Annotated in this window: 25 protein-coding genes; 9 read left to right on the plus strand and 16 right to left on the minus strand. The window is 66.2% G+C overall.

Translation table 11 applies throughout. The features are described 5' to 3' along the window. Nucleotides 1-47 precede the first annotated feature (47 nt). The gene (locus RT688_RS05360; protein ID WP_313703815.1) at nucleotides 48-1,115 is read right to left on the minus strand and encodes a DUF475 domain-containing protein; all 1,068 of its coding nucleotides are present in this window, start codon (nucleotides 1,113-1,115) and stop codon (nucleotides 48-50) included. Between the two features lie 105 nt (nucleotides 1,116-1,220). Between RT688_RS05360 and nhaR the strand changes: the two genes are divergently transcribed. The 4 genes from nhaR (at nucleotide 1,221) to RT688_RS05380 (ending at nucleotide 6,062) form a co-directional block, all read left to right on the plus strand. Next, nucleotides 1,221-2,129, plus strand: coding sequence for a transcriptional activator NhaR (nhaR, locus tag RT688_RS05365; RefSeq protein ID WP_313703816.1), 909 nt, complete (start codon nucleotides 1,221-1,223; stop codon nucleotides 2,127-2,129). Nucleotides 2,130-2,176: 47 nt separating this feature from the next. Next, nucleotides 2,177-3,523, plus strand: coding sequence for a hemolysin family protein (locus RT688_RS05370; RefSeq protein WP_313703817.1), 1,347 nt, complete (start codon nucleotides 2,177-2,179; stop codon nucleotides 3,521-3,523). A gap of 146 nt (nucleotides 3,524-3,669) precedes the next feature. After that, the gene (locus tag RT688_RS05375) at nucleotides 3,670-4,485 is read left to right on the plus strand and encodes an alpha/beta hydrolase (protein WP_313703818.1); all 816 of its coding nucleotides are present in this window, start codon (nucleotides 3,670-3,672) and stop codon (nucleotides 4,483-4,485) included. Then, nucleotides 4,482-6,062 (plus strand): ATP-binding protein, encoded by a 1,581-nt coding sequence (locus RT688_RS05380; RefSeq protein ID WP_313703819.1) that lies wholly within the window; start codon nucleotides 4,482-4,484, stop codon nucleotides 6,060-6,062. The genes RT688_RS05375 and RT688_RS05380 overlap by 4 nt, the downstream gene beginning before the upstream one ends. Nucleotides 6,063-6,233: 171 nt before the next feature. Here the strand turns inward: RT688_RS05380 and RT688_RS05385 are convergent, their stop codons facing one another. The 6 genes from RT688_RS05385 to RT688_RS05410 form a co-directional block, all read right to left on the minus strand. After that, entirely contained in the window at nucleotides 6,234-7,313 is a 1,080-nt protein-coding gene (locus RT688_RS05385) for an AI-2E family transporter (RefSeq protein ID WP_313703820.1), read from the minus strand. 160 nt (nucleotides 7,314-7,473) lie between these two features. Further along, on the minus strand, nucleotides 7,474-8,061 hold the full coding sequence (locus tag RT688_RS05390; RefSeq protein ID WP_313703821.1) for an SCO family protein: 588 nt from the start codon (nucleotides 8,059-8,061) through the stop codon (nucleotides 7,474-7,476). Nucleotides 8,062-8,063: 2 nt separating this feature from the next. Continuing rightward, nucleotides 8,064-8,954 (minus strand): heme o synthase, encoded by an 891-nt coding sequence (gene cyoE, locus RT688_RS05395; RefSeq protein ID WP_313703822.1) that lies wholly within the window; start codon nucleotides 8,952-8,954, stop codon nucleotides 8,064-8,066. Then, nucleotides 8,951-10,099, minus strand: a complete 1,149-nt coding sequence (locus RT688_RS05400; protein WP_313703823.1) for a COX15/CtaA family protein — start codon at nucleotides 10,097-10,099, stop codon at nucleotides 8,951-8,953. Before RT688_RS05400 ends, cyoE begins: the two co-directional genes overlap by 4 nt. Nucleotides 10,100-10,102: 3 nt before the next feature. Beyond that, a complete protein-coding gene (locus tag RT688_RS05405; RefSeq protein WP_313703824.1) occupies nucleotides 10,103-10,717 on the minus strand; it encodes a cytochrome C oxidase subunit I in 615 nt (204 codons plus the stop codon). Beyond that, complete coding sequence (locus RT688_RS05410; protein WP_313703825.1) at nucleotides 10,695-11,450, minus strand: SURF1 family protein; 756 nt, start codon at nucleotides 11,448-11,450, stop codon at nucleotides 10,695-10,697. Before RT688_RS05410 ends, RT688_RS05405 begins: the two co-directional genes overlap by 23 nt. A 35-nt stretch (nucleotides 11,451-11,485) precedes the next feature. Here RT688_RS05410 and RT688_RS05415 point away from each other — a divergent pair, with 35 nt between their 5' ends. After that, nucleotides 11,486-11,686: a twin transmembrane helix small protein gene (locus RT688_RS05415; RefSeq protein WP_312548384.1), complete on the plus strand. Its 201-nt coding sequence runs from the start codon at nucleotides 11,486-11,488 to the stop codon at nucleotides 11,684-11,686. A gap of 80 nt (nucleotides 11,687-11,766) precedes the next feature. Here the strand turns inward: RT688_RS05415 and RT688_RS05420 are convergent, their stop codons facing one another. The 7 genes from RT688_RS05420 to RT688_RS05450 form a co-directional block, all read right to left on the minus strand. Continuing rightward, nucleotides 11,767-12,624, minus strand: a complete 858-nt coding sequence (locus RT688_RS05420; protein WP_313703826.1) for a cytochrome c oxidase subunit 3 — start codon at nucleotides 12,622-12,624, stop codon at nucleotides 11,767-11,769. Between the two features lie 76 nt (nucleotides 12,625-12,700). Next, nucleotides 12,701-12,910 (minus strand): DUF2970 domain-containing protein, encoded by a 210-nt coding sequence (locus RT688_RS05425; RefSeq protein WP_313703827.1) that lies wholly within the window; start codon nucleotides 12,908-12,910, stop codon nucleotides 12,701-12,703. Continuing rightward, nucleotides 12,910-13,464 carry a cytochrome c oxidase assembly protein gene (locus tag RT688_RS05430; protein WP_313703828.1) on the minus strand — a complete coding sequence of 185 codons (555 nt, stop codon included), beginning with the start codon at nucleotides 13,462-13,464 and terminating at the stop codon, nucleotides 12,910-12,912. Before RT688_RS05430 ends, RT688_RS05425 begins: the two co-directional genes overlap by 1 nt. Before the next feature lies 1 nt (nucleotide 13,465). Beyond that, nucleotides 13,466-13,594, minus strand: coding sequence for a cytochrome oxidase small assembly protein (locus tag RT688_RS05435; RefSeq protein ID WP_313703829.1), 129 nt, complete (start codon nucleotides 13,592-13,594; stop codon nucleotides 13,466-13,468). Beyond that, entirely contained in the window at nucleotides 13,594-15,189 is a 1,596-nt protein-coding gene (gene ctaD / locus RT688_RS05440) for a cytochrome c oxidase subunit I (RefSeq protein ID WP_313703830.1), read from the minus strand. The genes RT688_RS05435 and ctaD overlap by 1 nt, the downstream gene beginning before the upstream one ends. A gap of 21 nt (nucleotides 15,190-15,210) precedes the next feature. Next, a complete protein-coding gene (gene coxB, locus RT688_RS05445) occupies nucleotides 15,211-16,398 on the minus strand; it encodes a cytochrome c oxidase subunit II (protein WP_313703831.1) in 1,188 nt (395 codons plus the stop codon). 444 nt (nucleotides 16,399-16,842) lie between these two features. Beyond that, the gene (locus tag RT688_RS05450; protein WP_313703832.1) at nucleotides 16,843-17,760 is read right to left on the minus strand and encodes a methyltransferase domain-containing protein; all 918 of its coding nucleotides are present in this window, start codon (nucleotides 17,758-17,760) and stop codon (nucleotides 16,843-16,845) included. Nucleotides 17,761-17,822: 62 nt separating this feature from the next. Here RT688_RS05450 and RT688_RS05455 point away from each other — a divergent pair, with 62 nt between their 5' ends. The 4 genes from RT688_RS05455 (at nucleotide 17,823) to RT688_RS05470 (ending at nucleotide 22,473) form a co-directional block, all read left to right on the plus strand. Continuing rightward, complete coding sequence (locus tag RT688_RS05455) at nucleotides 17,823-18,569, plus strand: ComF family protein (RefSeq protein ID WP_313703833.1); 747 nt, start codon at nucleotides 17,823-17,825, stop codon at nucleotides 18,567-18,569. Between the two features lie 18 nt (nucleotides 18,570-18,587). After that, complete coding sequence (gene trmL, locus RT688_RS05460) at nucleotides 18,588-19,058, plus strand: tRNA (uridine(34)/cytosine(34)/5-carboxymethylaminomethyluridine(34)-2'-O)-methyltransferase TrmL (protein ID WP_313703834.1); 471 nt, start codon at nucleotides 18,588-18,590, stop codon at nucleotides 19,056-19,058. Nucleotides 19,059-19,151: 93 nt separating this feature from the next. Continuing rightward, nucleotides 19,152-20,363: an ABC transporter substrate-binding protein gene (locus tag RT688_RS05465; protein WP_313703835.1), complete on the plus strand. Its 1,212-nt coding sequence runs from the start codon at nucleotides 19,152-19,154 to the stop codon at nucleotides 20,361-20,363. Between the two features lies 1 nt (nucleotide 20,364). Then, nucleotides 20,365-22,473: an ATP-binding protein gene (locus RT688_RS05470; protein WP_313703836.1), complete on the plus strand. Its 2,109-nt coding sequence runs from the start codon at nucleotides 20,365-20,367 to the stop codon at nucleotides 22,471-22,473. Between the two features lie 115 nt (nucleotides 22,474-22,588). Here RT688_RS05470 and RT688_RS05475 read toward each other — a convergent pair whose 3' ends face one another. Next, nucleotides 22,589-23,812: a DUF819 family protein gene (locus RT688_RS05475; protein WP_313703837.1), complete on the minus strand. Its 1,224-nt coding sequence runs from the start codon at nucleotides 23,810-23,812 to the stop codon at nucleotides 22,589-22,591. Nucleotides 23,813-24,088: 276 nt separating this feature from the next. After that, nucleotides 24,089-24,278 (minus strand): hypothetical protein (locus tag RT688_RS05480; protein ID WP_313703838.1); only part of this gene is annotated, 190 nt, incomplete at its 5' end.

Below are 24,278 nucleotides of genomic sequence, written 5' to 3' on the forward strand. Positions count from 1 at the left end.
TTTCCCATCGAGACGGTGGCAATTTCATGCCACCGTCCGTACTTCGATTACGCCACTTGCTTCTCTTGCGCCGCTTCCAGCGCGGCATGCTTCTTCTTGTACCGGATCGACGACCACAGCGAGGCCGCGATGAAGGCCACACCCGTCAGGCCGGTGATCAGCTCGGGGACGTGGACATGCATACTTGCCAGCATGATCACGGCCAGGATACCGATCGCGTAGTGCGCGCCGTGCTCCAGGTAGACGAACTCGTCCAGCGTGCCCTTGCGGACCAGGTAGACCGTCATCGAACGCACGAACATCGCACCGATCGCCAGGCCCAGCATGATGATCACGACGTCCGAGGTGATCGCGAAGGCGCCGATCACGCCGTCGAAGCTGAACGAGGCATCGAGCACTTCGAGATACAGGAAGCCGCCGATACCGCCGCGCTTGACCATGTCGCCCACGTTGCTGTTCGCGTCCGACTCGCTCTTCTCGAGCAGGCTGCTGATCATGTCCACGCCAACGTAGACCAGGATGCCCCAGATACCGGCGACCAGCACAATCATCCTCTGGCCGGCGTCAACGAAGGTCGATGCAAACAGCAAGGACGCGAGCGCCACCATCACCGCGATCGAGGACACCTTGCCCAGCGAACCGAGCTTCTTCTCGAAGTTGCCCAGCCAGTGGGTTTCCTTCTCGTCGTCCAGCAGGAAGTTCAGGAAGACCAGCAGCAGGAACATGCCGCCAAAGGCCGCCACTTCCGCGTGGTGCGCCGTCAGGTGACCCGAGAACGACTTCGGATCGGTCAGCGCCAGGTTCCAGACCTCGGTCAGGCCCAGGTCGGCCGCCACGGCGACAATAACCAGCGGGAACACGAGTCGCATACCAAAAACTGCAATGATCATGCCCAGGCCCAGGAACAACTTGAGCCAGAATTCGTCCCAGCCCTTCAGGACCGAGGCGTTGACCACGGCGTTGTCGAACGAGAGCGACACCTCCATGATCGACAGGATGGTCGCGATACCGACCGCGGTCATCATGCCGGAGACGCCGCCGTGGTCATAGCCCCACCAGCCGGCCAGGCCCAGACAGATGATTGTTACGAGGAAGGATCCTCTGAAGTGCTTCATGTTGTTATCCCTTCTAGGTGAGAGTTGATGCCCGCAAGTGTAGAGCTTGGCGAATCATAGAAAAAGCGAAGATAATCGAAGCATTACTTCGAAAAAACGGAAGATATGAAACACGCGATCCCGAATTTCCGTCACCTGCACTATTTCTGGGTAGTTGCCAAGGAAGGCAGCATCACGCGCGCGGCGGAGCGCCTGGGCCTGGCGGTGCAGACCGTCAGCAGCCAGATCACCCTGCTCGAGCAGGCCGTCGGCAAGGCCTTGTTCACCCAGCAGGGCCGGCGCCTGAGCCTGACCGAGGCCGGCCGCCTGGCCCTGACCTATGCCGACCAGATCTTCCTGTTGGGCGAGCAGATGCAGGAAGCGCTCGACCAGGCCGGCAACCTGCGCACCCGCCTGACCGTCGGCATTTCCGACTCCCTGCCCAAGCTGACCGCCTTCCGCCTGCTCGAGGTCACGACCCAGCTGGCCATTCCGGTGCGCCTGGTCTGCTTCGAGGACCAGCACGAGGCCCTGCTGGCCGAGCTCGCCCTGCACAAGCTGGACGTGGTGCTGAGCGACCGCACGCTGGCCACCGGCAGCACCCTGCGCGTGTTCAGCCACCTGCTGTTCGAGAGCGAGATGCTGGTCGTCGGCAGCCGCGAGCTGGCGGCGAAATGGGGCAAGAATTTCCCGAAAGGATTGAAAGGCGCGCCCCTGTTGCTGCCGGCGCGCAATAATGCATTGCGAGCAAAAATCGACGACTGGCTCGAGGTGAACGGCGTGCATCCGGACGTGGTCGGCGAATTCGAGGACAACGCCCTGCTCAACACCTTCGGGCGGCGCGGCCTGGGGCTGTTCTTCGCGCCGGCGGCGCTGGCCGCCGACCTGGCCGAGCAGCTGCAGGCCGAGGTGGTGGGACGGGTGCCGGAGGTGCGCGAACAGTTCTACGCGATCTCGAACGAGCGCAAGATCCAGCATCCGGCGGTCGAGGCGATCCTGGCCGCGGTGCATGAAGGAATGCTCGGCGCCGCTTGAGTTGTACAATGCCTATCGGCTACGCCTTTTATCAACTCATCTTTTATATGGAAAATATTTTATTTGTCGTTCTGGCGCTCTTTCTTGTTGCACTGAACGGCTTCTTCGTGGCGGCGGAATTCGGCATCGTCACGCTGCGTAAAACCCGTGTCCGCGCCATCGCCAAGACCTCCGGCCTGCGCGGGCGCATCCTGGCCAAGGTACACGGCCAGCTCGACGCCTACCTCTCGGCCTGCCAGCTCGGCATCACCCTCGCGTCGCTTGGCCTGGGCTGGGTCGGCGAACCGGCCTTCGCCAGCCTGCTCGAGCCCCTCTTCGCCCTTGCCGGGGTCACTTCGGAACAGGTGATCCACGGCGTGTCCTTCGTGGTCGCGTTCAGCGTGATCTCCTTTCTCCACATCGTGGTCGGCGAGCTGGCGCCCAAGTCGCTCGCGATCCGCATTCCCGAATCGGTGGCGATGTGGTGCGCGCTGCCGCTGTACGGCTTCTACTGGGCCATGTACCCCTTCATCGCGGTGCTCAACGCCAGCGCCAACATGGTGCTGCGCGTGGCCGGCCTGGCCGGCGCCGGCAGCCACGACACCCATTACTCGACCGAGGAACTGAAACTCATCCTGCGCACCAACACCAGCACCGGCAAGGAGAAATTCACCCACGACGAGCGCCACATCCTGGCCCAGTCGCTGGAGTTCGCCGACATGGCCGTCTCCGACCTGATGCGCCCGATTAACGAGGTGATCGCCCTGCACGAGGACCTGTCGATCGAGGAGAACCTGGACACGGTGCGCCGCAACCGCTTCTCGCGCTACCCCTACTTCGACACCGAAGGCGAAGAGGTGCTGGGCATGATCCACCTGAAGGACCTGTTCTTCGCGCTGCAGTCGGGCAAGGACATCAGCGACCTGACCCAATTCCTGCGCCCGGTCGAGACGATCTCGGCGCGCACCCCGGCCCAGGACCTGTTCCGGCGCTTTCGCACCGGCGCGCCCCACTTCGCCCTGATCGGCGAAAAGGGCAAGCGCCCGGTCGGCTTCATCACGCTCGACAACCTGCTCGGCGCGATGGTCGGCGAGATCCGCGACGAATTCCGCATGAACGAGAACGACTGGCTGCCGCAGGCCGACGGCACCTGGATCGGCAAGGCCAGCCTGCCGATCTTCTCGCTCGAACGCCTGCTCGGGATCGACATCGACAACGAAGAGATGGGCCTGGACGACGTCGAATCGGTCGGCGGCCTCCTGATGGCCAAGCTGGGCGACATTCCGAAGCAGGGCCAGCGCATCGAGTTCCCGAAGTTCGACGTGGTGGTCAAGAAGACCAATGGCCCGCGCATCCTGCTGGTGAAGGTCATCCCGCAACTCGAGCGCGGCGGCGACGAGGACGAGCTGGGTTAACAGCGAGGCTGACTGCGCGGCTGGCCGCGCAAGCAGCTTCGCAACGATCTGTACCCGGGCCGCATATTTCGCCGGAGGGTATCCGCCGCCCGGCCGGCGACGGTATAATTTGCTCGATAGAACGTCAGCAAATGCCCGGAGAACCTATGAGTGTGCGCCACCGCAACAATGTCTCCGTCTACGGGAACGGCCCCGCCACCGTGGTCTTTGCTCACGGCTTCGGTTGCGACCAGGCCGTGTGGCGCTTCATCTCCCCCGCTTTCGAGGAACGCTACCGCATCGTCGCCTTCGACCTGGTCGGCAGCGGCGGTTCCGACCTCGCCGCCTACGACCGCGCCCGCTATGGCAGCCTGCACGGCTATGCCGACGACCTGCTCGACATCGTCGACGAGTTCGGCGACGGCCCGGTGATCCACGTCGGCCACTCGGTCAGCGCGATGATCGGCATGCTGGCCTCGATCCGCGCTCCCGAACGCTTCCTGGCCCAGGTCATGCTCGCGCCCTCGCCCTGCTACATCAACGGGGACGGCTACGTCGGCGGCTTCACCCGCGGCGACATCGACGAGCTGCTCGACACCATGGACGCCAACTACCTCGGCTGGTCGAGCAACGTCGCGCCGCTGATCATGGGAGCGCCGAACGCGCCCGCGCTGGCGGCCGAACTGAACAATAAATTCTGCCGCAACGATCCCGACATCGCGCGCCACTTCGCGCGCGTCACCTTTCTCTCGGACCACCGCGCCGACCTGACGCGCGTGAGCGTGCCGACCCTGATCGTGCAATGCAGCGACGACCTGATCGCCCCGCTCGCGGTCGGCGACTACCTGCGCCGCCACATTCCGGGCAGCCGCCTGCAGGTGGTCGAGAACATCGGCCATTGCCCCCACATGAGCGCCCCCGAGGAAAGCGCGCGCGCCGCGCTGGCCTTCCTGGATGCGCTGGCGCTGGAGCGGCGCAGGTGAACGGCCTGCCCGACGACGCCACGCTCTACCAGCAGGCCCCCTGCGGCCTGCTGGTGACCGACGCCGCCGGCCTGATCCTGCGCGCCAACGCCACCCTGTGCCGCTGGCTCGGCTACTCGCAGGCGGCGCTGGTGGGCAAGCTGCGCATCCAGGACCGGCTGCCGGTCGGCGCCCGCATCTTCCACCAGACCCACTGCCTGCCGATCCTGCAGGTGCAGGGCTCGGTCGGCCAGCTGCAGATGGAGATCCGCGACAGCAGCGGCCAGCGCATGCCGGTACTGGTCAACATCGCGCGCCGGACGGTCGACGGCCACATCTTCGACGAATGGTCGCTGGCGGCGATGAACGAGCGCCGGTCCTACGAGCGCGAGCTGCTGGCCGCGCGCAAGACCGCCGAGCACGCGCTTGAGGCTCGGCTGGAAGCAGAAACGCAGTTGCGCGACCTGAACGGCGAGCTGTCGGACGCCGACCGCCGCAAGGACGAATTCCTCGCCACCCTGTCGCACGAGCTGCGCAATCCGCTGGCGCCGATGCGCAGCGTCCTCGAGGTGCTCAAGCTCGACAAGGCGCGCCCGGCCCAGGAAGCGAAGCTGCTCGACGTCTTCGACCGCCAGCTCGGCCACCTGACCCACCTGGTCGACGACCTGATGGAAATGTCGCGCATTACCCAGAACCGCATGGAGCTGCGGCGCGCGCCGGTGGCGCTGGCCGACATCGTGCACAGCGCGGTGGAGGACGTGGCGGCGATGATGCGCGCCGCGCGCCACGACTTCACCGTGACCATCGAGGCGCCCGGCGCGGTGGTCGACGCCGACCCGACGCGCCTGGCCCAGGTGCTGGTCAACCTGCTGACGAATGCCTGCAAGTACACGCCGGACGGCGGCGCCGTTTCCCTGACCCTGCGCCAGGAGGGCGAGCAGGCCGTGATCGCGGTGCGTGACAACGGCATCGGCATCCCGCCCGAGGCGCTGGCCACGATCTTCGGCATGTTCTCGCAGCTGGAACCGGCGCTGCGGCGCGCGAAAGGCGGGCTCGGGATCGGACTGGCCCTGGTGCGCGGCATCGTGGCCCTGCACGGCGGCGATATCGAGGCTGCGAGCGAGGGCGCCGGCCGGGGCAGCACCTTCACCGTGCGCTTGCCGCTGGCGCCGGTGCAAAGCATGCCCGACGCGCCGGCCCGGCTGGACGAGGCGGTGGCGCCGACGTCGGTGCTGGTGGTCGACGACAACGTCGACGCCGCCGAGATGCTGGCGATGTTCCTGCACATGAGCGGCTGCGCCGCGCGCACCGTGCATACGGGCCATGCCGCGCTGGCGCTGCTGGAAACGTTCCGGCCCCAGGTCGCCCTGCTCGACATCGGCCTGCCCGACCTGACCGGCTACGAACTGGCGCGCCGCATCCGGACGCTGCCGGGCGGCGCCGACATCCTGCTGGTCGCCGCCACCGGCTGGGGCCAGGAGAACGACCGCCAGCTGGCCTTCGAGGCCGGCTTCGACCACCACCTCACCAAGCCGATCGATTTCGAGCGCCTGCGCGCACTGCTGGCCGAGCCCCGTAGGGTGGGCGGCTCCACCTGATCGGGTGAGCAGGCGCACCGCGTGCGCCGCCCACGCGTTCAAACGACGTTCGCGCTGACGCGCAGTCCGTAGGGTGGGCACCCCGTGCCCACGCGTGAACGATGAGCAGACGCTGCGCTTCATAACCGCCAACACGACGCAGGCGTCACGCGTGGGCACGGAGTGCCCACCCTACCGGTCCGTCACTTCCTCGTTATTCTGGCGCACGATCGGGTCGCGCGTTTCGGTCCACTCGCTCATCAGCGAATAGCCCACCGCCAGCAGCACCGGGCCGATGAACATGCCCACGAAGCCGAACGCGATCACGCCACCCAGCACCCCGAGCAGGGTGAGCAGGAAAGGCAGGCTGGTGCCGCGGCTGATCAGCATCGGGCGCACGACGTTGTCGACGCCGCTGATCAGGAAGGTGCCCCAGACCACCATGAAGATGCCCCAGCCGGTCTCGCCCTGCGAGAACAGCCATACCGCCGCGCTGCCCCAGACCAGCGGCGGCCCCACCGGAACCAGCGACATCAGGAACACCAGCACCGACAGCAGCGGCACCGCCGGCACCCCGGCGATGGAGAAGCCGATCGCGGCCACCAGGGCCTGCGCCAGGGCGGTGCCGAGCAGGCCGTACATGACGCCGCGCACGGTGTGGCTGACGGTGTCGGACACCGAGTCGGCGCCCTCGCCCATCACCTTGGCCATGGCGACGGCGATCACGACGATCAGCGACTTGCCGTCGCGGTAGAGGAAGAAGCTGACGAAGGCGGCCAGGCTCATCTGCACGACGCCGGTGCCGAGCATGAGGCCGCCGGCCATCAGCCAGTGCCGCGCCGGCTCGAGCATGCGCTGGGCCAGCGCCAGCATCTCCTCGCGGCTGGCGACCAGCTGGCGCAGATAGGTGTCGATGGTTTCGCCGAGAAAAGGCAATTCCTTGACCCAGCTGGGCGGCAGCAATTCGCCGTGCTCAAGCGCATAGCGCATCTGGCCGAAGGTGGTGGCGACGTCGTCGGCCAGGTTGTAGGTGACGATCGCCAGCGGGATGATGACCAGCAGGGTCAGCGACAACGTCATCGTCAGCGCCGCCAGCGTGCGCCGGCCCTGCATCGCGGCGAGCAGGCGCAGGTACAGCGGCCAGGACGAGATGACGACGGCGGCCGCGAACAGGATCGCCGGCAGGAAGGGTTTCAGGACGTACAGGCAGCCCAGCGTGAGCAGGACGACGGTGGCGATGCGGGTGTAGTTTCTGCCTGGGCGTGGTTCCATGCCGTCCTTGCAATCATTTTTTTATCAAGGAACCGCGATAACCGTCGCGAGCGGAAGGAGTGTTGCGGGAGAAGCACAGCTGTACGCAAGTATAGCGAGCTATCGCCTTGGCGGCGCAGCGCGACAATCCGACGCGCAGCAGGTTTGCGCGGTTACTTCATCATAGCAGTTGGCGCAAATCGTGAACGATCGGGGCGGGACCGCCGCCGTGGCGGATGAACAGGCGCAGCTTGCCTTCCTTGTCGAAGACGTAGCTGCCGGCCGTGTGGTCGACCGTGTAGTTGTCGGCGCTGCTGCCCGGCACCTTCGAGACGAAGACCTTGAATTCCTTGGCGGTCTGCGCGGTCTGTTCAAGCGTGCCGCGCAGGCCGATGAAGGACGGGTGGAAGGCCGGCACGTAGTGCGCCAGCACTTCCTGGGTATCGCGCTCGGGGTCGAGGGTGACGAACAGCACCTGCACGTCCTTGGACGAGGGACCGAGCTCCTTCATCACGGCCGCCATCTCGGCCATCGTGGTCGGGCAGACGTCGGGGCACTGGGTGTAGCCGAAGAACAGCACCACCAGCTTGCCGCGGAAGTCGGCCAGGGTGCGCGGCTTGCCGGTGTGGTCGGTCAGCGAGAAGCCCTTGGCGTAGTCGAGCCCGGTCAGGTCGGTGTTCTGGAAAACGGCGGGACGCGACGACAGCTTGTCGCAGCCGGCGGCCAGCAGCGCGACGCCCAGCATCGCCGCGGTGAGAAGTTTTTTCATCGTCAGAACCTGAAGTAATGGTCGACCAGCAGCGCCGCGAACAGCAGCGACAGGTAGAGGACCGAGTAGGCAAAGGCCTTGCGCGCCACCTGGTCGCTGTAGTGCTTGTGCACGCGCCAGGCGTGGCGCAGGAAGATGGCGTTCAGGACAATGGCGGCCGCCAGGTAGATCAGGCCGCTCATGCGCACGGCGAAAGGCAGGATGGTCGTGGCCGCCAGGGCGAGCGAGTACAGCCAGACCTGCTGGCCGGTGTAGTCCATGCCGTGGGTGATCGGCAGCATCGGCAGGCCCGAGCGCGCATAGTCCTCGCGCCGGTACATGGCGAGCGCCCAGAAGTGCGGCGGGGTCCAGACGAAAATGATCAGGACCAGCAGCCAGGCCTGCATCGGCACCTCATTGGCCACCGCGGCCCAGCCGAGCGCCGGCGGCATCGCGCCCGACAGGCCGCCGATGACGATGTTCTGCGGCGTGGCCGGCTTCAGGTAGATGGTGTAGACGACCGCGTAGCCGACAAAGGTCACGAAGGTCAGCCACATCGTCAGCGGATTGACCAGGGCATACAGGATCCACATGCCGAGGCCGCCGATGATGCTTGAGAAGACAAGCGTCTGGTTGCGCGTCAGTTCGCCGCGCGCGGTGGCGCGGCGCGCGGTGCGGGCCATGCGCGCGTCGATCTCGGCCTCGATCAGGCAGTTCACGGCAAAGGCGGCGCCGGCCAGCAGCCAGATGCCGGCGGTGCCGGCGATCAGGGCGCGCCAGCCGGGAAAGCCGTCGGTGGCGAGGAACATGCCGATGACGGCGCAAAACACGGCGAGCTGGGTCACCCGGGGCTTGGTCAGCGTCCAGTATTGGGCGATGCGGCTGGTCGGTTGGAGTACGGTCTGGGTGGTCATCGATACGAATTCACAGGGACGTCCGCATCCGCGGGCGTGCGCTGCGACACTTCGAGAAGATACTTGACCTTGTAGTTTAACATGGTCACCGTCAGTACGAGCAGCGCGGCCCCGGCGTTATGCAACACGGCAATGGCAAGAGGGAAATCGAAGTACACCGTCGCCACGCCCGTGAACAGCTGGACGAGCAGCACGGCGGCGAGCATCCTGCCGGTCTTGCGCAGTTGCGGCTCGCCCATCGCGCGCCAGGCCGCCAGGCCCAGCACGACGGTGACGACGAGCGCGAAGTTGCGGTGCACCCAGTGGATCGCCACCAGGGCCGAGAACTGCAGGTAGTGGCCGGCGGCGGTCTTGCCCAGTTCGCGCCACAGCGTGAAACCGTGCTCGAAGTCCATCTCCGGCACGAGTTTACCGTCGCAGAGCGGGAATTCGTCGCAGGCCAGGGTGGCGTAGTTGGTGCTCACCCACCCGCCGAGCGCGATCTGCACGACCAGCACCACGGCGGCCACCAGGGCCAGCGTGCGCAAGAAACGCAAGCCGGCGAGGCCGCGCACCGGCGCCGGCGGCTTCATCAGGTAATCCTCGCGTCCGCCCAGCCAGACCAGCATCGCCAGCAGGGCCATGCCCAGCAGCAGGTGGATGGTGACGATGACCGGCTGCAGCTTCAGGGTCACGGTCCAGGCGCCGAAGGCGCCCTGCACGCAGACGAACAGGAACAGCGCCACCGGCATCGCCGGCTTGAAGGCGTCGAGCCGGGTCTTTTTCCATTGGCGGAAAGCCTGGAACATCAGCGCCATGATCAAGACGCCAATGCCCATCGCCAGGTAGCGGTGGATCATCTCGATCCAGGCTTTCACTTTCGTCACCGGGCCGGTCGGCATCAAGGCCTCGGCCGCCGCGATGTGCTCGTGGGCGATGAAGGGATTGGCGGCGCCGTAGCAGCCCGGCCAGTCGGGGCAGCCGAGACCCGAGTCGGTCAGGCGGGTAAAGCCGCCGAACACGATCAGGTCGAAGGTGAGGAAGGCCATCACCCAGACGAGCTTGCGGTATTTATTCGCATCGGACGACAGCCAGACCATGGTCAGCGGAATGCTGGCCACGAACAGGCCCATCAGGGCCAACTGGAACAGGGTGGACGGATGCATGGCTTACCCGATCGCCGAGGCCTTGAGCAGCTTGGCGATGTCTTTATGCACACGTTGCGGCTCGGGGTTCTTCGGGAAGCGCATCATCAGGTTGCTGCGCGGATCGACCAGGAAGAGGTGGTCTTCCAGCTTGCCGCCCTGCTCCAGCGGCAGCCATTTGGCCAGCTCGGACGGCTTCACGCGCAGGATGTGCATGTCGTCGTACATGCGGATCAACATGGTGTCGATCGGCTGCTCGTCGGTGACCAGCCAGACGCGCTCGACGCGGTCCATGTTCTTGCCCTGCATGGTGCGCAGCTGGCGCATCGCGTACAGCTGGTCCTGGCAAGCCTGGTCGCAGTCGCCGCCGCCGACCTTCACCATGATCCACTTGCCGGCGTAGTTCTCCAGCGTTTCCGGGCGGCCGTCGAGCGTGGTGCTGGAGAGCTTCGGCATCGGGTGGCTGGCCTGGTCGATGATGGTGCCGTAGTTGGTGCGCCCGCTCGGCTTGATGACGTAATACGTCAGGTAGGAGGCGACGATCGGCGCGGCGCACACCAGCAGCACGGCCAGCAGCTTCCAGCGTCCGCGGCGCTGCCGATTGGCGGCAGCGGGTTCACTCAGCTTGTTTTCTTCCACTTCGAAATCCCGTAATCACAAAAAATAAGGCCGCCATCGCCGCCAGCGCATACCACTGGACGGCGTAGCCGCGGTGCTTGTCGATGCCCGTATCCGGGGCCGGCCAGTTGCGCACCAGGACCTCGCCCGCGAGCTGCGGCCCGGTCTGCTGGACGAGCAGCGGCTCCAGGCGCAGGCCGCTCGCACGCGCCAACGCGTTCACCTCCAGGTTCTGGACCAGCGCACCGGGTTTCAGCGGCGCGGCGGTCCCGAGCTGCAGCACGTGCCCGGCCGAGGCGACCAGGATTCCCTCGATCGTCGTCAAGCCCCGGGGTGTCTCGTACTTCGGCAGGCGCGTGTATTCACGCGGATCGCGCGGCAGCCAGCCGCGCAACACCAGCACGTGTCGGTCCGAACCCGCTATTTTAAACGGCATTGCCAGATAGAATCCGGCCCTGCCCTCATGTGGCCGGTTGTCGAGGAAGAGCGGCCAGCCCGCGACGAATTCACCGGTCACCCGCACCCGCCGGTATTCCGTAGGGTGGACACCTGTGTCCACGCGGTCGTCCTCGTGCACACCACTGCCGCTCCCCATCACCATCGGCGGCAAGCGGCCACGCTCAAGGATCGCCGCCGCAATCGCTTCTTTCTCGTGCGCCCTGCGCAACTGCCAATTCCCCAACGCAATCCCGAGCGCCACGAGAACCACCGTTGCCAAAAACGGAATACTCCTAAACCGGAACCGCAAACGCATTACAATGAATCCCTTCCCGAACCTTCGGTGCGACCATGAAAATCTTCGTAGCCATCGCCTTCATCCTGATCATCGCCAGCCTCGGCTCGGCCCTGTTCTTCCTGATGCGGGACAAGGGCCGCAGCAACCGCACGGTGCAGGCGCTGGCGATGCGGGTTGGCCTGTCGATCACCCTGTTCCTGATCGTACTCGCATCCTACAAGCTGGGCTGGATCACGCCGACCGGCATCCGCTGAACCGCCTTCCCGGCGACAAGAAAACGGGGACAGCCACCAGAGGGTGACTGTCCCCGTCATTCATTCAGGCAAACCAGCCGTTACAGCCAGTACACGACAACGTACAAGCCCAGCCAGACGACGTCGACGAAGTGCCAGTACCAGGCGGCGCCTTCGAAGCCGAAGTGGTTCTCCGCCGTGAAGTGGCCGCGCAGCACGCGGTACAGGATCACCGACAGCATGATCGCGCCCATCGTCACGTGGAAGCCGTGGAAGCCGGTCAGCATGAAGAAAGTCGAGCCGTAGATGCCCGAGGTCATCTTGAGGTTCAGTTCCTGGTAGGCGTGGATGTATTCGTAGGCCTGGAAGCCCATGAAGATCGCGCCCAGCAGGATGGTGGCGAACAGGAACACGGCGGTGTTGCGGCGGTGGCCGGCGCGCAGCGCGTGGTGGGCGATGGTCAGCGTCACGCCGGACAGCAGCAGCAGCGCGGTGTTGATCGTCGGGATCGGGAACGGTCCCATGGTGTTGAAGCTCTCGACCACGCCGGCCGGGCCGGTGTTGCCCCACTGGCCGGCGAAGTCCGGCCACAGGATCTTGTGGTCGAGGTCGGCCAGCCAGGGCATGGTGATCGCGCGGGCATAGAACAGCGCGCCGAAGAAGGCGGCGAAGAACATCACCTCGGAGAAGATGAACCAGCTCATCGACCAGCGGTAGGAACTGTCGATGCGGGCGCTGTACTGGCCCGCTTCGGACTCGCCGATGGCGTCGCCGAACCAGAAATACAGCACGGTCAGCATCGCGGCGATGCCGACCAGGCAGACCGCCGGCCCCCACGCTGCGCTGTTGACCCAGCCCGAGGCGCCGGCCATCGTCACCAGCATCGAGATGCCGCCGGCCATCGGCCACATGGAAGGGCCGGGCACGAAATAGTGCGGCGCGGTTTTTGACACACTCATCTTCATCTCCTAGATCAATCTTCTGATGCGTTGAATTGGATTGCGTTGAAACTCGTTTGTCTTATTACTGCGCCGCCTAAGGCACCACCAGCCGCACCACCAGGATCAGGACGCCGACGAAGATCAGCGCCCCGAGCAGCCCGGCGAGGATGACGTGCACCGGGTTCAGGCTGGCCGCGTCGCGGTCGTAGTCGCGGCGCTTGCGCACCCCGAAAAAGGACCAGAACACGGCCCTCATCGAAGCGCCGAAGGTCGACTTGCGCTCCCGCGGCGGCTGGCTGTCCATCAGTTCGCCGCGACCGCGCCGGCGATCTCGAAGAAGGTGTACGACAGCGTGATGTTCTTCACTTCCTTCGGCAGCGCCGGGTCGATGAAGAATACCACCGGCATCTGGCGCGCTTCGTTCGGTTTCATGAGCTGCTCGCGGAAGCAGAAGCACTCGACCTTCTTGAAGTGCGGCGTGGCCGACTGCGGCGCGTAGCTCGGGATCGCCTGCGCCTTGACCGCCCTGCCCTGGGTGTTGACGACCTCGTAGACCACGGTCGCCAGCTCGCCCGGATGGACCTGGATGCTGCGGGTGGTCGGACGGAAGCGCCACGGCCCCTGGGAATTGCCGTCCAGCTCGATCGTGATGGTGCGCGTCAGGTCGACCTGGGTATTCGCCGGGCGCTCGACCGTGCCGTCCTGCTGGGTCAGCACGTTGATGCCGAGCACGTCGCAAATCTGGCGGTAGACCGGCACCAGCGCGTAGCCGAAGCCGAACATCGCCACCGCCACCACCACCAGCTTGGTGAAGGTGGAGCGGTTCAGCCGCAGGCGGGTGTCGTTGTCGTAGGCCACGTCAGCTCAGCCAGAGGCGCTTGAGGATCACCGAGGCGAAGAAGAACGCGGCGATCGCCACCAGGACCAGGGCAACGCGCAGGTTGCCCCGCTTGCCCTGCTGCTGCGACGGTTTGCGCTGCGCGTTCATCACTTCACCAGCGGCGGGGTTTCGAAGGTGTGGAACGGCGCCGGGCTCGGCACGGTCCACTCCAGGCCTTCCGCGCCTTCCCATGGTTTCGCTTCGGCCTTGGCGCCGCCGCGGATGGTCGGCAGCACCACCGCGAACAGGAAGTAGACCTGCGACAGGCCGAAGCCGAAGGCGCCCACCGACACGATCATGTTGAAGTCGGTGAACTGGGTCGCGTAGTCGGCGTAGCGGCGCGGCATGCCGGCCAGGCCCAGGAAGTGCATCGGGAAGAAGGTGATGTTGAACGTAATCAAGGACAGCCAGAAATGCCACTTGCCGCGGCCTTCCGGATACATGTGGCCGGTCCACTTCGGCGCCCAGTAGTAGAAGCCGGCGAACAGCGCGAACAGCGAGCCGGCCACCAGCACGTAGTGGAAGTGGGCCACCACGTAATAGGTGTCGTGGACCTGGATGTCGATCGGGGTCACGGCCAGGATCAGGCCGGTGAAGCCGCCCATGGTGAAGACAAAAATGAAGCCGACCGCGAACAGCATCGGCGTCTCGAAGGTCATCGAGCCCTTCCACATGGTGGCGACCCAGTTGAACACCTTCACGCCGGTCGGCACCGCGATCAGCATGGTGGCGTACATGAAGAACAGCTGGCTGGTCACCGGCATGCCGGTGGTGAACATGTGGTGGGCCCAGACGATGAACGAAAGCACGGCGATCGAGGCGGTCGCGTAGACCATCGAGGCGTAGCCGAACAGGGGCTTGCGGGCAAAGGCCGGGATGATCTGCGAGACGATGCCGAAGGCCGGCAGGATCATGATGTAGACCTCGGGGTGGCCGAAGAACCAGAAGATGTGCTGGTACATGACCGGGTCGCCGCCGCCGGCCGCGTTGAAGAACGAGGTGCCGAAGTGGCGGTCGGTCAGGGTCATGGTGATGGCGCCGGCCAGCACCGGCATCACGGCGATCAGGAGGAAGGCGGTGATCAGCCAGGTCCAGCAGAACATCGGCATCTTCATCAGGGTCATGCCCGGCGCGCGCATGTTCAGGATGGTGACGATGATGTTGATCGAACCCATGATCGAGGACGCGCCCATGATGTGCATGGCGAAGATCGCCATGTCCATGCCCGGGCCCATCTGGGTCGACAGCGGTGCATACAGGGTCCAGCCGGCGGCGGTGGCGCCGCCCGGCGCGAAGAACGAGCCGGCCAGCAGGATCGCGGCCGGCGGCAGCAGCCAGAACGAGAAGTTGTTCATGCGCGCGAAGGCCATGTCGGACGCGCCCACCTGCAGCGGGATCATCCAGTTCGCAAAGCCGACGAAGGCCGGCATGATCGCGCCGAACACCATCACCAGGCCGTGCATGGTGGTGAGCTGGTTGAAGAACTCGGGGCGGAAGAACTGCAGGCCCGGCTGGAACAGCTCGGTACGGATCATCAGCGCCAGCACGCCGCCCGAGAGCAGCATGATGAACGAGAACCATAAATACAGGGTGCCGATGTCCTTGTGGTTGGTGGCGAACAGCCAGCGGCGCAGGCCGTGCGGGTGGTCGTGCGCGTGGTCGTGGTGATCGTCGTGGGCGTGATCGAGAGTGCTGGTAGTCATGTCAGTATCCTGGGAAACTTATTACTTGCTACGTGCAGCCAGAACCTCGGCCGGTTGAACGATGTTTTCCGCGGCCTTGTTCGACCAGGTATTGCGGGTATAGGTGATGACGGCGGCGATGTCCGAGTCGGACAGCTGCTTCCACGGCGGCATCGCGCCCGGATAGGCCGGGGTGTCCTGGCCGTTGAGCAGCACCTCGATCTGGTGGCCCTTCTCGCCGTTCACGACGGGCGAACCGTCGAGCGGCGCGAAGGCGTTCGGCAGGCCCTTGCCGTTGGCCTGGTGGCAGGCGACGCAGTTGGCGGCGTACACGGCTTCACCCTTGGTCTTGAGTTCGTCGATGGTCCAGACCTTGTTCGGATCGTCGGCCAGCGCGGCCATTTTCTTCTGCTCGCCGGCGACCCAGGCAGTATAGTCCTCGGCGGATACGACGCGCACCACGATCGGCATGAAGGCGTGGTCCTTGCCGCACAGCTCGACGCAGTTGCCGCGGTAGACGCCGACCTTGTCGGCCTTGAACCAGCCGTCGCGCACGAAGCCCGGGATCGCGTCCTGCTTGATGGCGAAGGCCGGAATGGTCCAGGCGTGGATCACGTCGTTGGCGGTGAACACCATGCGGATCTTCTTGCCGACCGGGACCACCATTTCGTTGTCGACTTCGAGCAGGTAGTTCTCGCCGCGCGCCTCGGTGGCGGCAACGCCCGGCTCGCCGATCTGGCTGCGCGGGGTGGCCAGGTTCGACAGGAAGCTGATGCCCTCGCCTTCGCCCTTCAGGTAGTCGTAGCCCCACTTCCACTGCATGCCGGTGGCCTTGATGGTGATGTCGGCGTTCGAGGTGTCCTTCAGCGCGATCACGGTCCTGGTGGCGGGCAGCGCCATGGCGATGACGATCAGGAAGGGAACGACGGTCCAGGCGATTTCGACGGCGGTCGATTCGTGGAAGGTGGCGGGCTTGTGGCCCAGGGATTTGCGGTGCTTGAACACCGAATAGAACATGACGCCGAAGACGCCGATGAAGATGACCAGGCAGACGAGCATCATCCAGTTGTGCAAGCTGTAGATGTCAGCGCCGACGCCAGTCACGGGAGGCTGCATGTTCAACTGGTGTTCCACCGGCCGCCCCGTGATGACCGGGTCCGCCAGTGCCGGGATGCTGGCCGATACGGCAAGACCGAGCATCAAGGCGTGAAGTCGCTTTGCATATGTCATGTTGTCCCCAACCACCCAAAATAAGAATATTTTTAAACGGTCAGCGTTTCCATGAACGAACCGCCGCCGCTCCGAAACCATTACGCAAGTGGCTCCCGGACGGCACGCGGAAATGGCACGCGACGGACGTTAGCCGTACCGCGGCCACCAGCAAAGCAAAACACACTGACGGGGCGCGGAACTTGCTGATGCTGCTTTTCAATTTTCTATTTTTTCTTCCGTTTTGCCTGTTTTTTCAGCGTTTATGGCGCCACAGACGAAAAAATAGTCATTGATTATACTCAAATCGCTAATTTTTATTCAAGGAAAATCCTTGCCATGCCGCATGCATGTGATGCGGTAGGGTGGGCACCCCGTGCCCACGCGTAAACGTAGCGCCGTGTTGGCTGGCTTGTAAACACCCCCTGCCGGCGCGCTCGATAATGCCCCGGAACGCTTCCTGGCTCACGGCCGGCGCGGCTGGAACCGCACGATCGCCTCCCCCGCCGCCGTGGTCTTCGGCACCGGCCGGAACGCATGCCCGTAGATCACCTCGAAACTCAAGGGAATTTTGCCGTCCGCCCCGCGCTGGGCCTCCAGCGCATCGATCATGCGCCGCCAGGCCGCGCGCCCGACCAGGCCGCGCCGGCGCGTCGCCAGGGGATTGCCGCCGATCGCGCGCACGTCCGCCAGCAGGGCCTCGACCGTGCCGTAGGTAACCGTGATGCGTTCGACGTCCATCACCGGGGTCGAGAAGCCGGCCTCGACCAACTGGTCGCCGAAGTCGTGCATGTCGACGAAAGGCAGGGTATGCGGCGTCTCGTCCATGCCGGCAAACGCCGTGCGCAGCTCCTTGAAGGTGTCGGGACCGAAGTTCGAGAACATCAACAAACCGTCGACGCGCAGCACGCGGCGCCATTCCGCGAACACGCGGTCGGGCTGGGGATGCCAATGCAGCGCCAGGTTCGACCACACCAGGTCGAGCGAGTTCGGGCCGAACGGCAGGGTGCCGAAGTCGCCGCACACGCGGTCGACGCCGGTCTTGGCCGGCATCAAACGGCTGAGCATGGAACCGAGCGAACGCGGCGCCGGTGCGGGTGCGCCAGCCTCGGCCAGCATGCCGGGGGCGGCATCGAGCCCGACGATGTGCGCGGCCGGATAGGCCTTCTGCAGCAGCGGCAGGTCCGGCCCGGCGCCGCAGCCGGCGTCGAGCACGCGCTGCGGCACGATCTTCACCAGCGACAGGCGCTCGTGCATGCGGCTGGCGATCTCGCGGCGCAGGAAGTCGGCCGGCGCGACGCGGCGCGGATCGGCGAACAGCGCGCGCACGCGCGCCTGGTCGATCGGGGCGCTCATTTTCGACGGGGATTGGGGAGAAGCCATGATTCTGGTGCGTTCAAATGAGATAATGGCGGGAGTGTACATGTTTGTGGGAAGGTGAGCCGATGAGCGGGCCCCTGCGGCTGTGGAGTCACCGATGGCCGCGCGCGCTGGCCGACATGCTGTTGCCCTGCTCCTGCGCCCTGTGCGGCGACACGGCGCCGGCCGTCGTCTGCACGCCCTGCCGCCAGCGCTATGCCGGCGCCGGCGGCCCGCGCTGCCCCAGCTGCGCCAACCCGCTCGGCGCGCGGGAGCCGGCGGGCCAGCGTTGCGCGGGCTGCCTGGCCGATCCACCGGCGTTCGACGCCACCGTGGCCGCCGCCGATTACGCCGCGCCGCTCGACACCCTGGTGCTGCGCCTGAAGTTCGGCGCCCAGTTGCCGCTGGCGCCCTGGTTCGCGAAGCAGCTGCATGACGCCGTGCTGGCCGATCCGGGCCGGCCCCTGCCCGAGCTGCTCTGCCCGGTCCCGCTGGGGCCGCGAAGGCTGGCCGAACGCGGCTTCAACCAGGCGCTCGAGATCGCCCGGCCGCTGGCGGCGTCGCTCGGCCTGCCGCTGGCGCCGCGCCTGCTCGTGCGCAGCGTCGACACCCGGGCCCAGTCGGGCGTGGCGCCGCGCGAGCGCGCGGACAACATCCGCGGCGCGTTCGCGCTCGCCGGCGCGGCGCCGGAACAGCTGGACGGCCGCCACGTCGGCGTCGTCGACGACGTCATGACCAGCGGGCACACACTGAACGAAGTCGCCGCCACGCTCAAGCGCGCCGGCGCGGCGCGCGTGTCGAACCTGGTGTTCGCGCGCACGCCGCCACATTGATCATTGAAGGAGAAGTTCTTGTTTCACGTCGTCCTGGTCGAACCCGAAATCCCGCCCAACACGGGCAATGTCATCCGCCTGTGCGCCAACACCGGCGTGCAACTGCACCTGATCGAGCCGCTCGGCTTTCCGCTGGACGACGCCAAGATGCGCCGCGCCGGGCTGGATTACCACGACTACGCGACCATGAAGGTGCACAAGAACTGGGACGCCTTCCTGCTCGAGGCGCAACCCGACCCGTCGCGCATGTTCGCGCTGACGACGCACGGCTCCTCGCCCTTTGCCGACGCTGCGTTCCAGCCGGGCGACGTGTTCGTGTTCGGCGCCGAATCGCGCGGCCTCGACCCGGCGCTGCGCGAAAGCTTTCCCCCTGGCCAGCGCATCCGCCTGCCGATGATGCCGGATAACCGCAGCCTGAACCTGTCGAATACGGTGGCCGTGGTGGTGTACGAGGCCTGGCGCCAGAATGGGTATGCGGGCGGGGCCTGAGCAAACAATGATGGTTCGCTGGAGAAATCAACAGTAACCAGCCTCCATATATTTGCCGATTACAATAGCCGGATCGCATATTCCAAGATCCCCATGCCCATCCCGATCGCTTCCCGTATGAGCAAGGTCTTCGCTGCCCTGGTGACTAGTATCGTGCTGTTCGCCTCGCAGGCTGCCTGCGCCGCGGAACCAGCACCGGCGCCGGTACGGGTCGGGCTCGATGCCGAGTTCGGCCTGGACAACAGCACCTCGGCCCAGGCGGTGGAACTGGGCCTGCGCAGCGCCATCGGCGAGATCAACCGCGCCGGCGGCGTGCTGGGCGGCCGGCCTGTCGCGCTGGTCACGAAGGACCACCGTTCGATGCCGGCCCGCGGCATCCGCAATCTCGAGGAATTCGCGCGCATGCCGGACCTGGTGGCCGTGTTCGGCGGCAGGTTCAGCCCGGTGATCATCGAGCAGCTGCCCACCCTGAAGGCGACGAAGACGCTGTTCCTGGCGCCGTGGTCCTCGGCCGACATGATCGTCGACAACGGCATGCACCCGAATTACGTCTATCGCCTGTCGCTGCGCGACAGCCTGGCCATGCCCAAGCTGCTCGACACGGCGCGCAAGCGCGGCCTGCACCGTGTCGGGCTGCTGCTGACGAATACCTCCTGGGGCCGCAGCAACCTGGCCGCGGCCGAGAAGTTTGCTTCCACCAACAAGGACATCCGCATCGTGCAGACCGCCTGGTACAACTGGCGCGACCAGACCCTGGTAGCCAGGTACCAGGCCTTGCGCAATGCCGGCGCCCAGGCGGTCGTGCTGGTGGCCAACGACGACGAGGCCGCGGTCCTGGTGCGCGAGGTGGCCGCCTTGCCGCAGGCCGAGCGGCTGCCGATCCTGAGCCATTGGGGCGTGACCGGCGGCGAATTCACCAGGCAGGCGGGGCCGGCCCTGCACCAGGTCGACTTTTCCGTGATCCAGACCTTTTCCTTCTTCCAGGCCGACAAGCAACGGCTGGCGCGCTTCATGGCCGCCGCCGCCGCGGTGTCGCCGATCCGCCGGATCGAGGACATCGAGGGGCCGGTGGGCGTGGCCCACGCCTACGACCTGATGCACATCCTGGCCAGGGCCATCGACCTGGCCGGCAGCACCGACCGCAAAGCGGTGCGCGACGCCCTGGAAAAGGTGGGCCCATACCGCGGCCTGATCAAGACCTATGCGCCGCCGTTCACGCCCACGCGCCACGAGGCGCTGAGCGGGCGCGAACTCCTGATCGCCCGCTACCGCAAGGACGGCGTGCTGGTGCCGAGCGCCGACTGACATGGTCTCGCCGCCACTCCGGTCGGGCAGCCTGACGCGGCGCTTTGCGATCGCTTCCGCCATCCTGACTGCCGTGGCGGTCCTGCTGGTGGCCGCCGCCTCGTTCTGGCTGGTCGACCGCCAGCATGCCGCCGCGGTGGCGCTGCTGCGCCAGAGCGAAACCGCGTTCAATGCCAGGACGGTCAGCAATTCCCTCGCCACCCTGTCCTCGCGCATCAAGGACGTGGCCGACAGTCCCATCCTGGCGACCGGCCTGGTCGACAGCGCGGGACGGGAAACCTATCTGGCGCCTTTCCTGAACAGCCTGCGCCAGATCAACGGCATTCCGGTCCAGGTCTTGTTCACCGATTTCGAAGGCAAGCCGATCTCGGGCAACGGCCTGGAACGTTTCGACGCCGGGCAGCTCGACTGGCTGCGCGCGCGCATCGACCAGGGCGTGGAGACGACCGCGATCTTCGACCGTCCCCAGGGCCCGGAACTGGTCGGCGTGCGCCTGCTGCGCTATTCGCGCACGAATACGCCCGAAGGCGCCCTGGTATACAAGATCGGGCTGCGCGACCTGCGTCCCGCGCCCTCGACCATCCTGGCCTGGAACGGACAGGCGCGGGCGGACGGCGCCGGCCACGCGGTGCCGGTGCGGGCGCCAAGCGAGTTCGCCCATCTCGGCCTGACGCTGGAGGCCGACGCCTCCGCCTTCGGCGACGCCCTGGAAACGCCCTGGGCGCAATACAGCCTAATCGGCGGCGTCGCGGCGCTGCTGGCGCTGCTGGTCTTCCTGCTCGGCTCGCGCCTCTCGCTCGGCCTGACCCAGGACCTGCGCAAGCTCGAGCAGTTCGCCGGCAAGCTGGGCGAGGAAGGGATCGGCGAACTGCGCGCGGAACTGGCGGGCAGCAGCGAAACGGTCACCCTGGCGCGCGCCATCAACCGCATGCTCGACGGCCTGCACCGGCAGCAGGAGCGCCTGGAGCGCGAGCACCAGCGCAAGGACGAATTTCTGGCCATGCTCGCCCATGAACTGCGCAATCCGCTGGCGCCGATCAGCAGCGCCGCGCAACTGCTGCGCGTGCTGTTCGCCGACGTCCCCCGCATCAAGGAGATCAGCGGCGTGATCGGCCGCCAGGTGGCGCACATGACGCACCTGGTCGACGACCTGCTCGACGTCTCGCGCGTTACGCGCGGGCTGGTCACGATCAACCAGGGCGAGGTCGAACTCGGCGCCATGCTGCGCGAAGCGGTGGAGCAGATCAAGCCCGTGATCGACGCCCGGAAGCACCGCCTGGCGCTGGACATCGCGGCGCAGCCCATGACCGTGTGCGGCGACCGCACCCGCCTGGTCCAGGTGGCGGCCAACCTGCTCAACAACGCGGCGAAATACACGCCCGACGGCGGCGAACTGCATGTCTCCCTGCAGCGGCAGGGTGACGTAGCGGTGCTGCAAGTGCGCGACAACGGCATCGGCATCGGCGCCGATTTGCTGCCGGTCGTGTTCGACCTGTTCACCCAGGCGCAGCGCACGCCGGACCGCGCCCAGGGCGGCCTGGGGCTGGGCCTGGCCCTGGTCAGGAAGCTGGTCGAGCTGCACCACGGCAGCGTCGAGGCGCACAGTGCGGGGCCCGGCCACGGCAGCAGCTTCACCGTCCGCCTGCCGCTGCTGCCTGCGCAGCACGGCGCCGGCGCGGCGCCGGCCGGGCTTGCCGGCCCCACCTCTCCCACCGATACCCGCGCCAGGCGCATCCTGGTGGTCGACGACAACGTCGACGCGGCGCGCACCCTCGGCATGCTGCTCGAGAGCGCCGGACACGCCGTGACGATCGAGCATTCGGCGCAGGCGGCGCTGGCGCGCTCCGAACAGGACCGGTTCGAGGTCATCCTGCTCGACATCGGCCTGCCCGACATGAGCGGACACGCGCTGGCCGGCGCCCTCAAGCGCCTGCCCTGCTGCGGCGCCAGCGCCCTGGTCGCCGTCAGCGGCTACGGCCAGGAGCAGGACCGCCGGATGTCGCGCGAAGCCGGCTTCGCCGCCCACCTGGTCAAGCCGGTGCCGGCCGATGCGCTGCTCGACACCATTGCGCGCGTCACGGCGGCGCCGAACGCGCACACCACCGCTTAGAGCGCCTCACCTCGCCCATTGCAGCGCCGTAATGTAGGCGCCCAGGCAACACGGCAGGATGAAGGCCAGCGTCCCCGGCATGCGTCTCCTCGCTCGCGGACGCCGGCCCCTTCGTTCAGGTCGCCAGCGCGCGCAACATCAATCCGGTCAGGTAGGCGCCATAGGTGCCGAGCGCGTAGCCGAGCACCGCCAGCAGCACGCCGACCGGCGCCAGGGCAGGATGAAAAGCGGTCGCCACCACCGGGGCCGAGGCCGCGCCGCCGACGTTGGCCTGCGAGCCGACCGCCATGAAGAACAGCGGCGCGCGGATCAATTTTGCCATGAGCAACAGCAGACCGCCGTGCACGCTGATCCAGATCAGGCCGAGCAGAAACAGCCAGGGGCGGTCGAGCAGCGCATTCAGGTCCATCTGCATGCCGATGGTCGCCACCAGGACGTAGAGCATGGCCGAGCCGATGGTCGAGGCGCCCGCCCCTTCCAGGCTGCGCGCCCGGGTAAAGCTGAGCAGCAGGCCGAAGGTGGTGGCGAACACCACGATCCAGAAGAAGCTCGACGTCAGGCTGTAGTCCTGCAGCCGCCATTCCTGGGGCAGGCCGGCGATCCAGCCGACGGTCGGGCCGGTCAGCGCATGCGACAGGCCGGTGACGCCGATGCCGACCGCCAGGATGATCATCAGGTCGGTCAGGCTCATGGTGCGCGCGTGCTCGGCCTGGTAGGTTTCGATGCGCGCCTTGAGCGCGTTGATGGCGCTCAGGTCGGCGCCGGTCCAGCGGTCGAAAGCCTGGGCGCGGCTGGCCAGGAACAGCAGCACGGCCATCCAGACGTTCGCTACCAGCACGTCGACGGCGACGAACTGGCCGAACAGGGTGGCGTCGACCTCGAACACTTCCTTCATCGCCGCCTGGTTGGCCCCGCCGCCGATCCAGGCGCCGGTCACCGTGGTCATGCCGCGCCAGGTTTCGCCGGCCACCGTTTCCGGATGAATCAGGCGCATGATCTCGAACGACGCCACCGCGCCGAACATGATGCCGACGGTGCCAGTCAGGAACATGACGATCGCCTTCGGCCCCAGGCGCACGATGGCGCCGAAGTCGATGGCAATGCACAGCAGCACCAGCGCGCTGGGCAGCAGGTAGTCGCGGGCCACCGGGTACAGCTTCGACGCGTGGCCGTCGATCACGCCCAGGGTGTTGAGGATGGCCGGAATCAGGTAGCACAGCAGGAGCGCCGGCACGTAGGTATAGAAGCGTTTCCAGAAGCCGCTGGTCCGCGATGAAGTCCAGAACACCAGGCCGAGGGTTGCCGCCAGGAGGCCGAGCACGACGGCGTCGTTTGTCACGAGTGGAGCTGCAGTTTGCATGGGTATATCGTCAAAGGATCAGGTCGGCCGTCCGCCCGGCTGTGGCGCCGATCGCAGGGATAACGAACGCGGCTTGTGCCGGCCTTGGCCGGGAACAGCGGGGGGACGGGAGGAGCGTGACGTGCAGCCGGGCGCTGCAAGGAAGGCAGGGTGGACGAATGCTGTGCATGATGGACGCGCGCGAACCCGCGTGGCGGCCCGACCATCGCGCATCCTGTCATGCCGGCGGCATGATCACCCTTGCCGAATTATAACTCAGCTATACAATGGTCCAGGCTGGTCTTGTGCGCCTAACAAAATCTTCAGGGCAAGGCGCAGCGGCGAAGACAGTACGCTAAGTACTTGGCCAGAAATAAATGTGAATTTTGGCAAACAGAACCGGAGGTGCGGCTCGCCGATGCGGTGCAAGGCGGCGAATGTGCCGCAGTGCGAGCACTGCAAGCGC

The organism is Massilia sp. (assembly GCF_032106685.1).
Taxonomy (GTDB): Bacteria; Pseudomonadota; Gammaproteobacteria; order Burkholderiales; family Burkholderiaceae_D; genus Telluria.

Coding starts and splice junctions, on each gene's coding strand:
- RT688_RS05360 (WP_313703815.1), bottom strand. CDS start 1,115: ATGAAGCACTTCAGAGGATCCTTCCTCGTAACAATCATCTGTCTGGGC.
- RT688_RS05465 (WP_313703835.1), top strand. CDS start 19,152: ATGCCCATCCCGATCGCTTCCCGTATGAGCAAGGTCTTCGCTGCCCTG.
- RT688_RS05450 (WP_313703832.1), bottom strand. CDS start 17,760: ATGGCTTCTCCCCAATCCCCGTCGAAAATGAGCGCCCCGATCGACCAG.
- RT688_RS05375 (WP_313703818.1), top strand. CDS start 3,670: ATGAGTGTGCGCCACCGCAACAATGTCTCCGTCTACGGGAACGGCCCC.
- RT688_RS05420 (WP_313703826.1), bottom strand. CDS start 12,624: ATGAGTGTGTCAAAAACCGCGCCGCACTATTTCGTGCCCGGCCCTTCC.
- RT688_RS05370 (WP_313703817.1), top strand. CDS start 2,177: ATGGAAAATATTTTATTTGTCGTTCTGGCGCTCTTTCTTGTTGCACTG.
- RT688_RS05385 (WP_313703820.1), bottom strand. CDS start 7,313: ATGGAACCACGCCCAGGCAGAAACTACACCCGCATCGCCACCGTCGTC.
- RT688_RS05425 (WP_313703827.1), bottom strand. CDS start 12,910: ATGGACAGCCAGCCGCCGCGGGAGCGCAAGTCGACCTTCGGCGCTTCG.
- RT688_RS05390 (WP_313703821.1), bottom strand. CDS start 8,061: ATGAAAAAACTTCTCACCGCGGCGATGCTGGGCGTCGCGCTGCTGGCC.
- RT688_RS05400 (WP_313703823.1), bottom strand. CDS start 10,099: ATGCATCCGTCCACCCTGTTCCAGTTGGCCCTGATGGGCCTGTTCGTG.
- RT688_RS05435 (WP_313703829.1), bottom strand. CDS start 13,594: ATGAACGCGCAGCGCAAACCGTCGCAGCAGCAGGGCAAGCGGGGCAAC.
- cyoE (WP_313703822.1), bottom strand. CDS start 8,954: ATGACCACCCAGACCGTACTCCAACCGACCAGCCGCATCGCCCAATAC.
- RT688_RS05410 (WP_313703825.1), bottom strand. CDS start 11,450: ATGCGTTTGCGGTTCCGGTTTAGGAGTATTCCGTTTTTGGCAACGGTG.
- coxB (WP_313703831.1), bottom strand. CDS start 16,398: ATGACATATGCAAAGCGACTTCACGCCTTGATGCTCGGTCTTGCCGTA.
- RT688_RS05415 (WP_312548384.1), top strand. CDS start 11,486: ATGAAAATCTTCGTAGCCATCGCCTTCATCCTGATCATCGCCAGCCTC.
- nhaR (WP_313703816.1), top strand. CDS start 1,221: ATGAAACACGCGATCCCGAATTTCCGTCACCTGCACTATTTCTGGGTA.
- RT688_RS05455 (WP_313703833.1), top strand. CDS start 17,823: ATGAGCGGGCCCCTGCGGCTGTGGAGTCACCGATGGCCGCGCGCGCTG.
- RT688_RS05470 (WP_313703836.1), top strand. CDS start 20,365: ATGGTCTCGCCGCCACTCCGGTCGGGCAGCCTGACGCGGCGCTTTGCG.
- ctaD (WP_313703830.1), bottom strand. CDS start 15,189: ATGACTACCAGCACTCTCGATCACGCCCACGACGATCACCACGACCAC.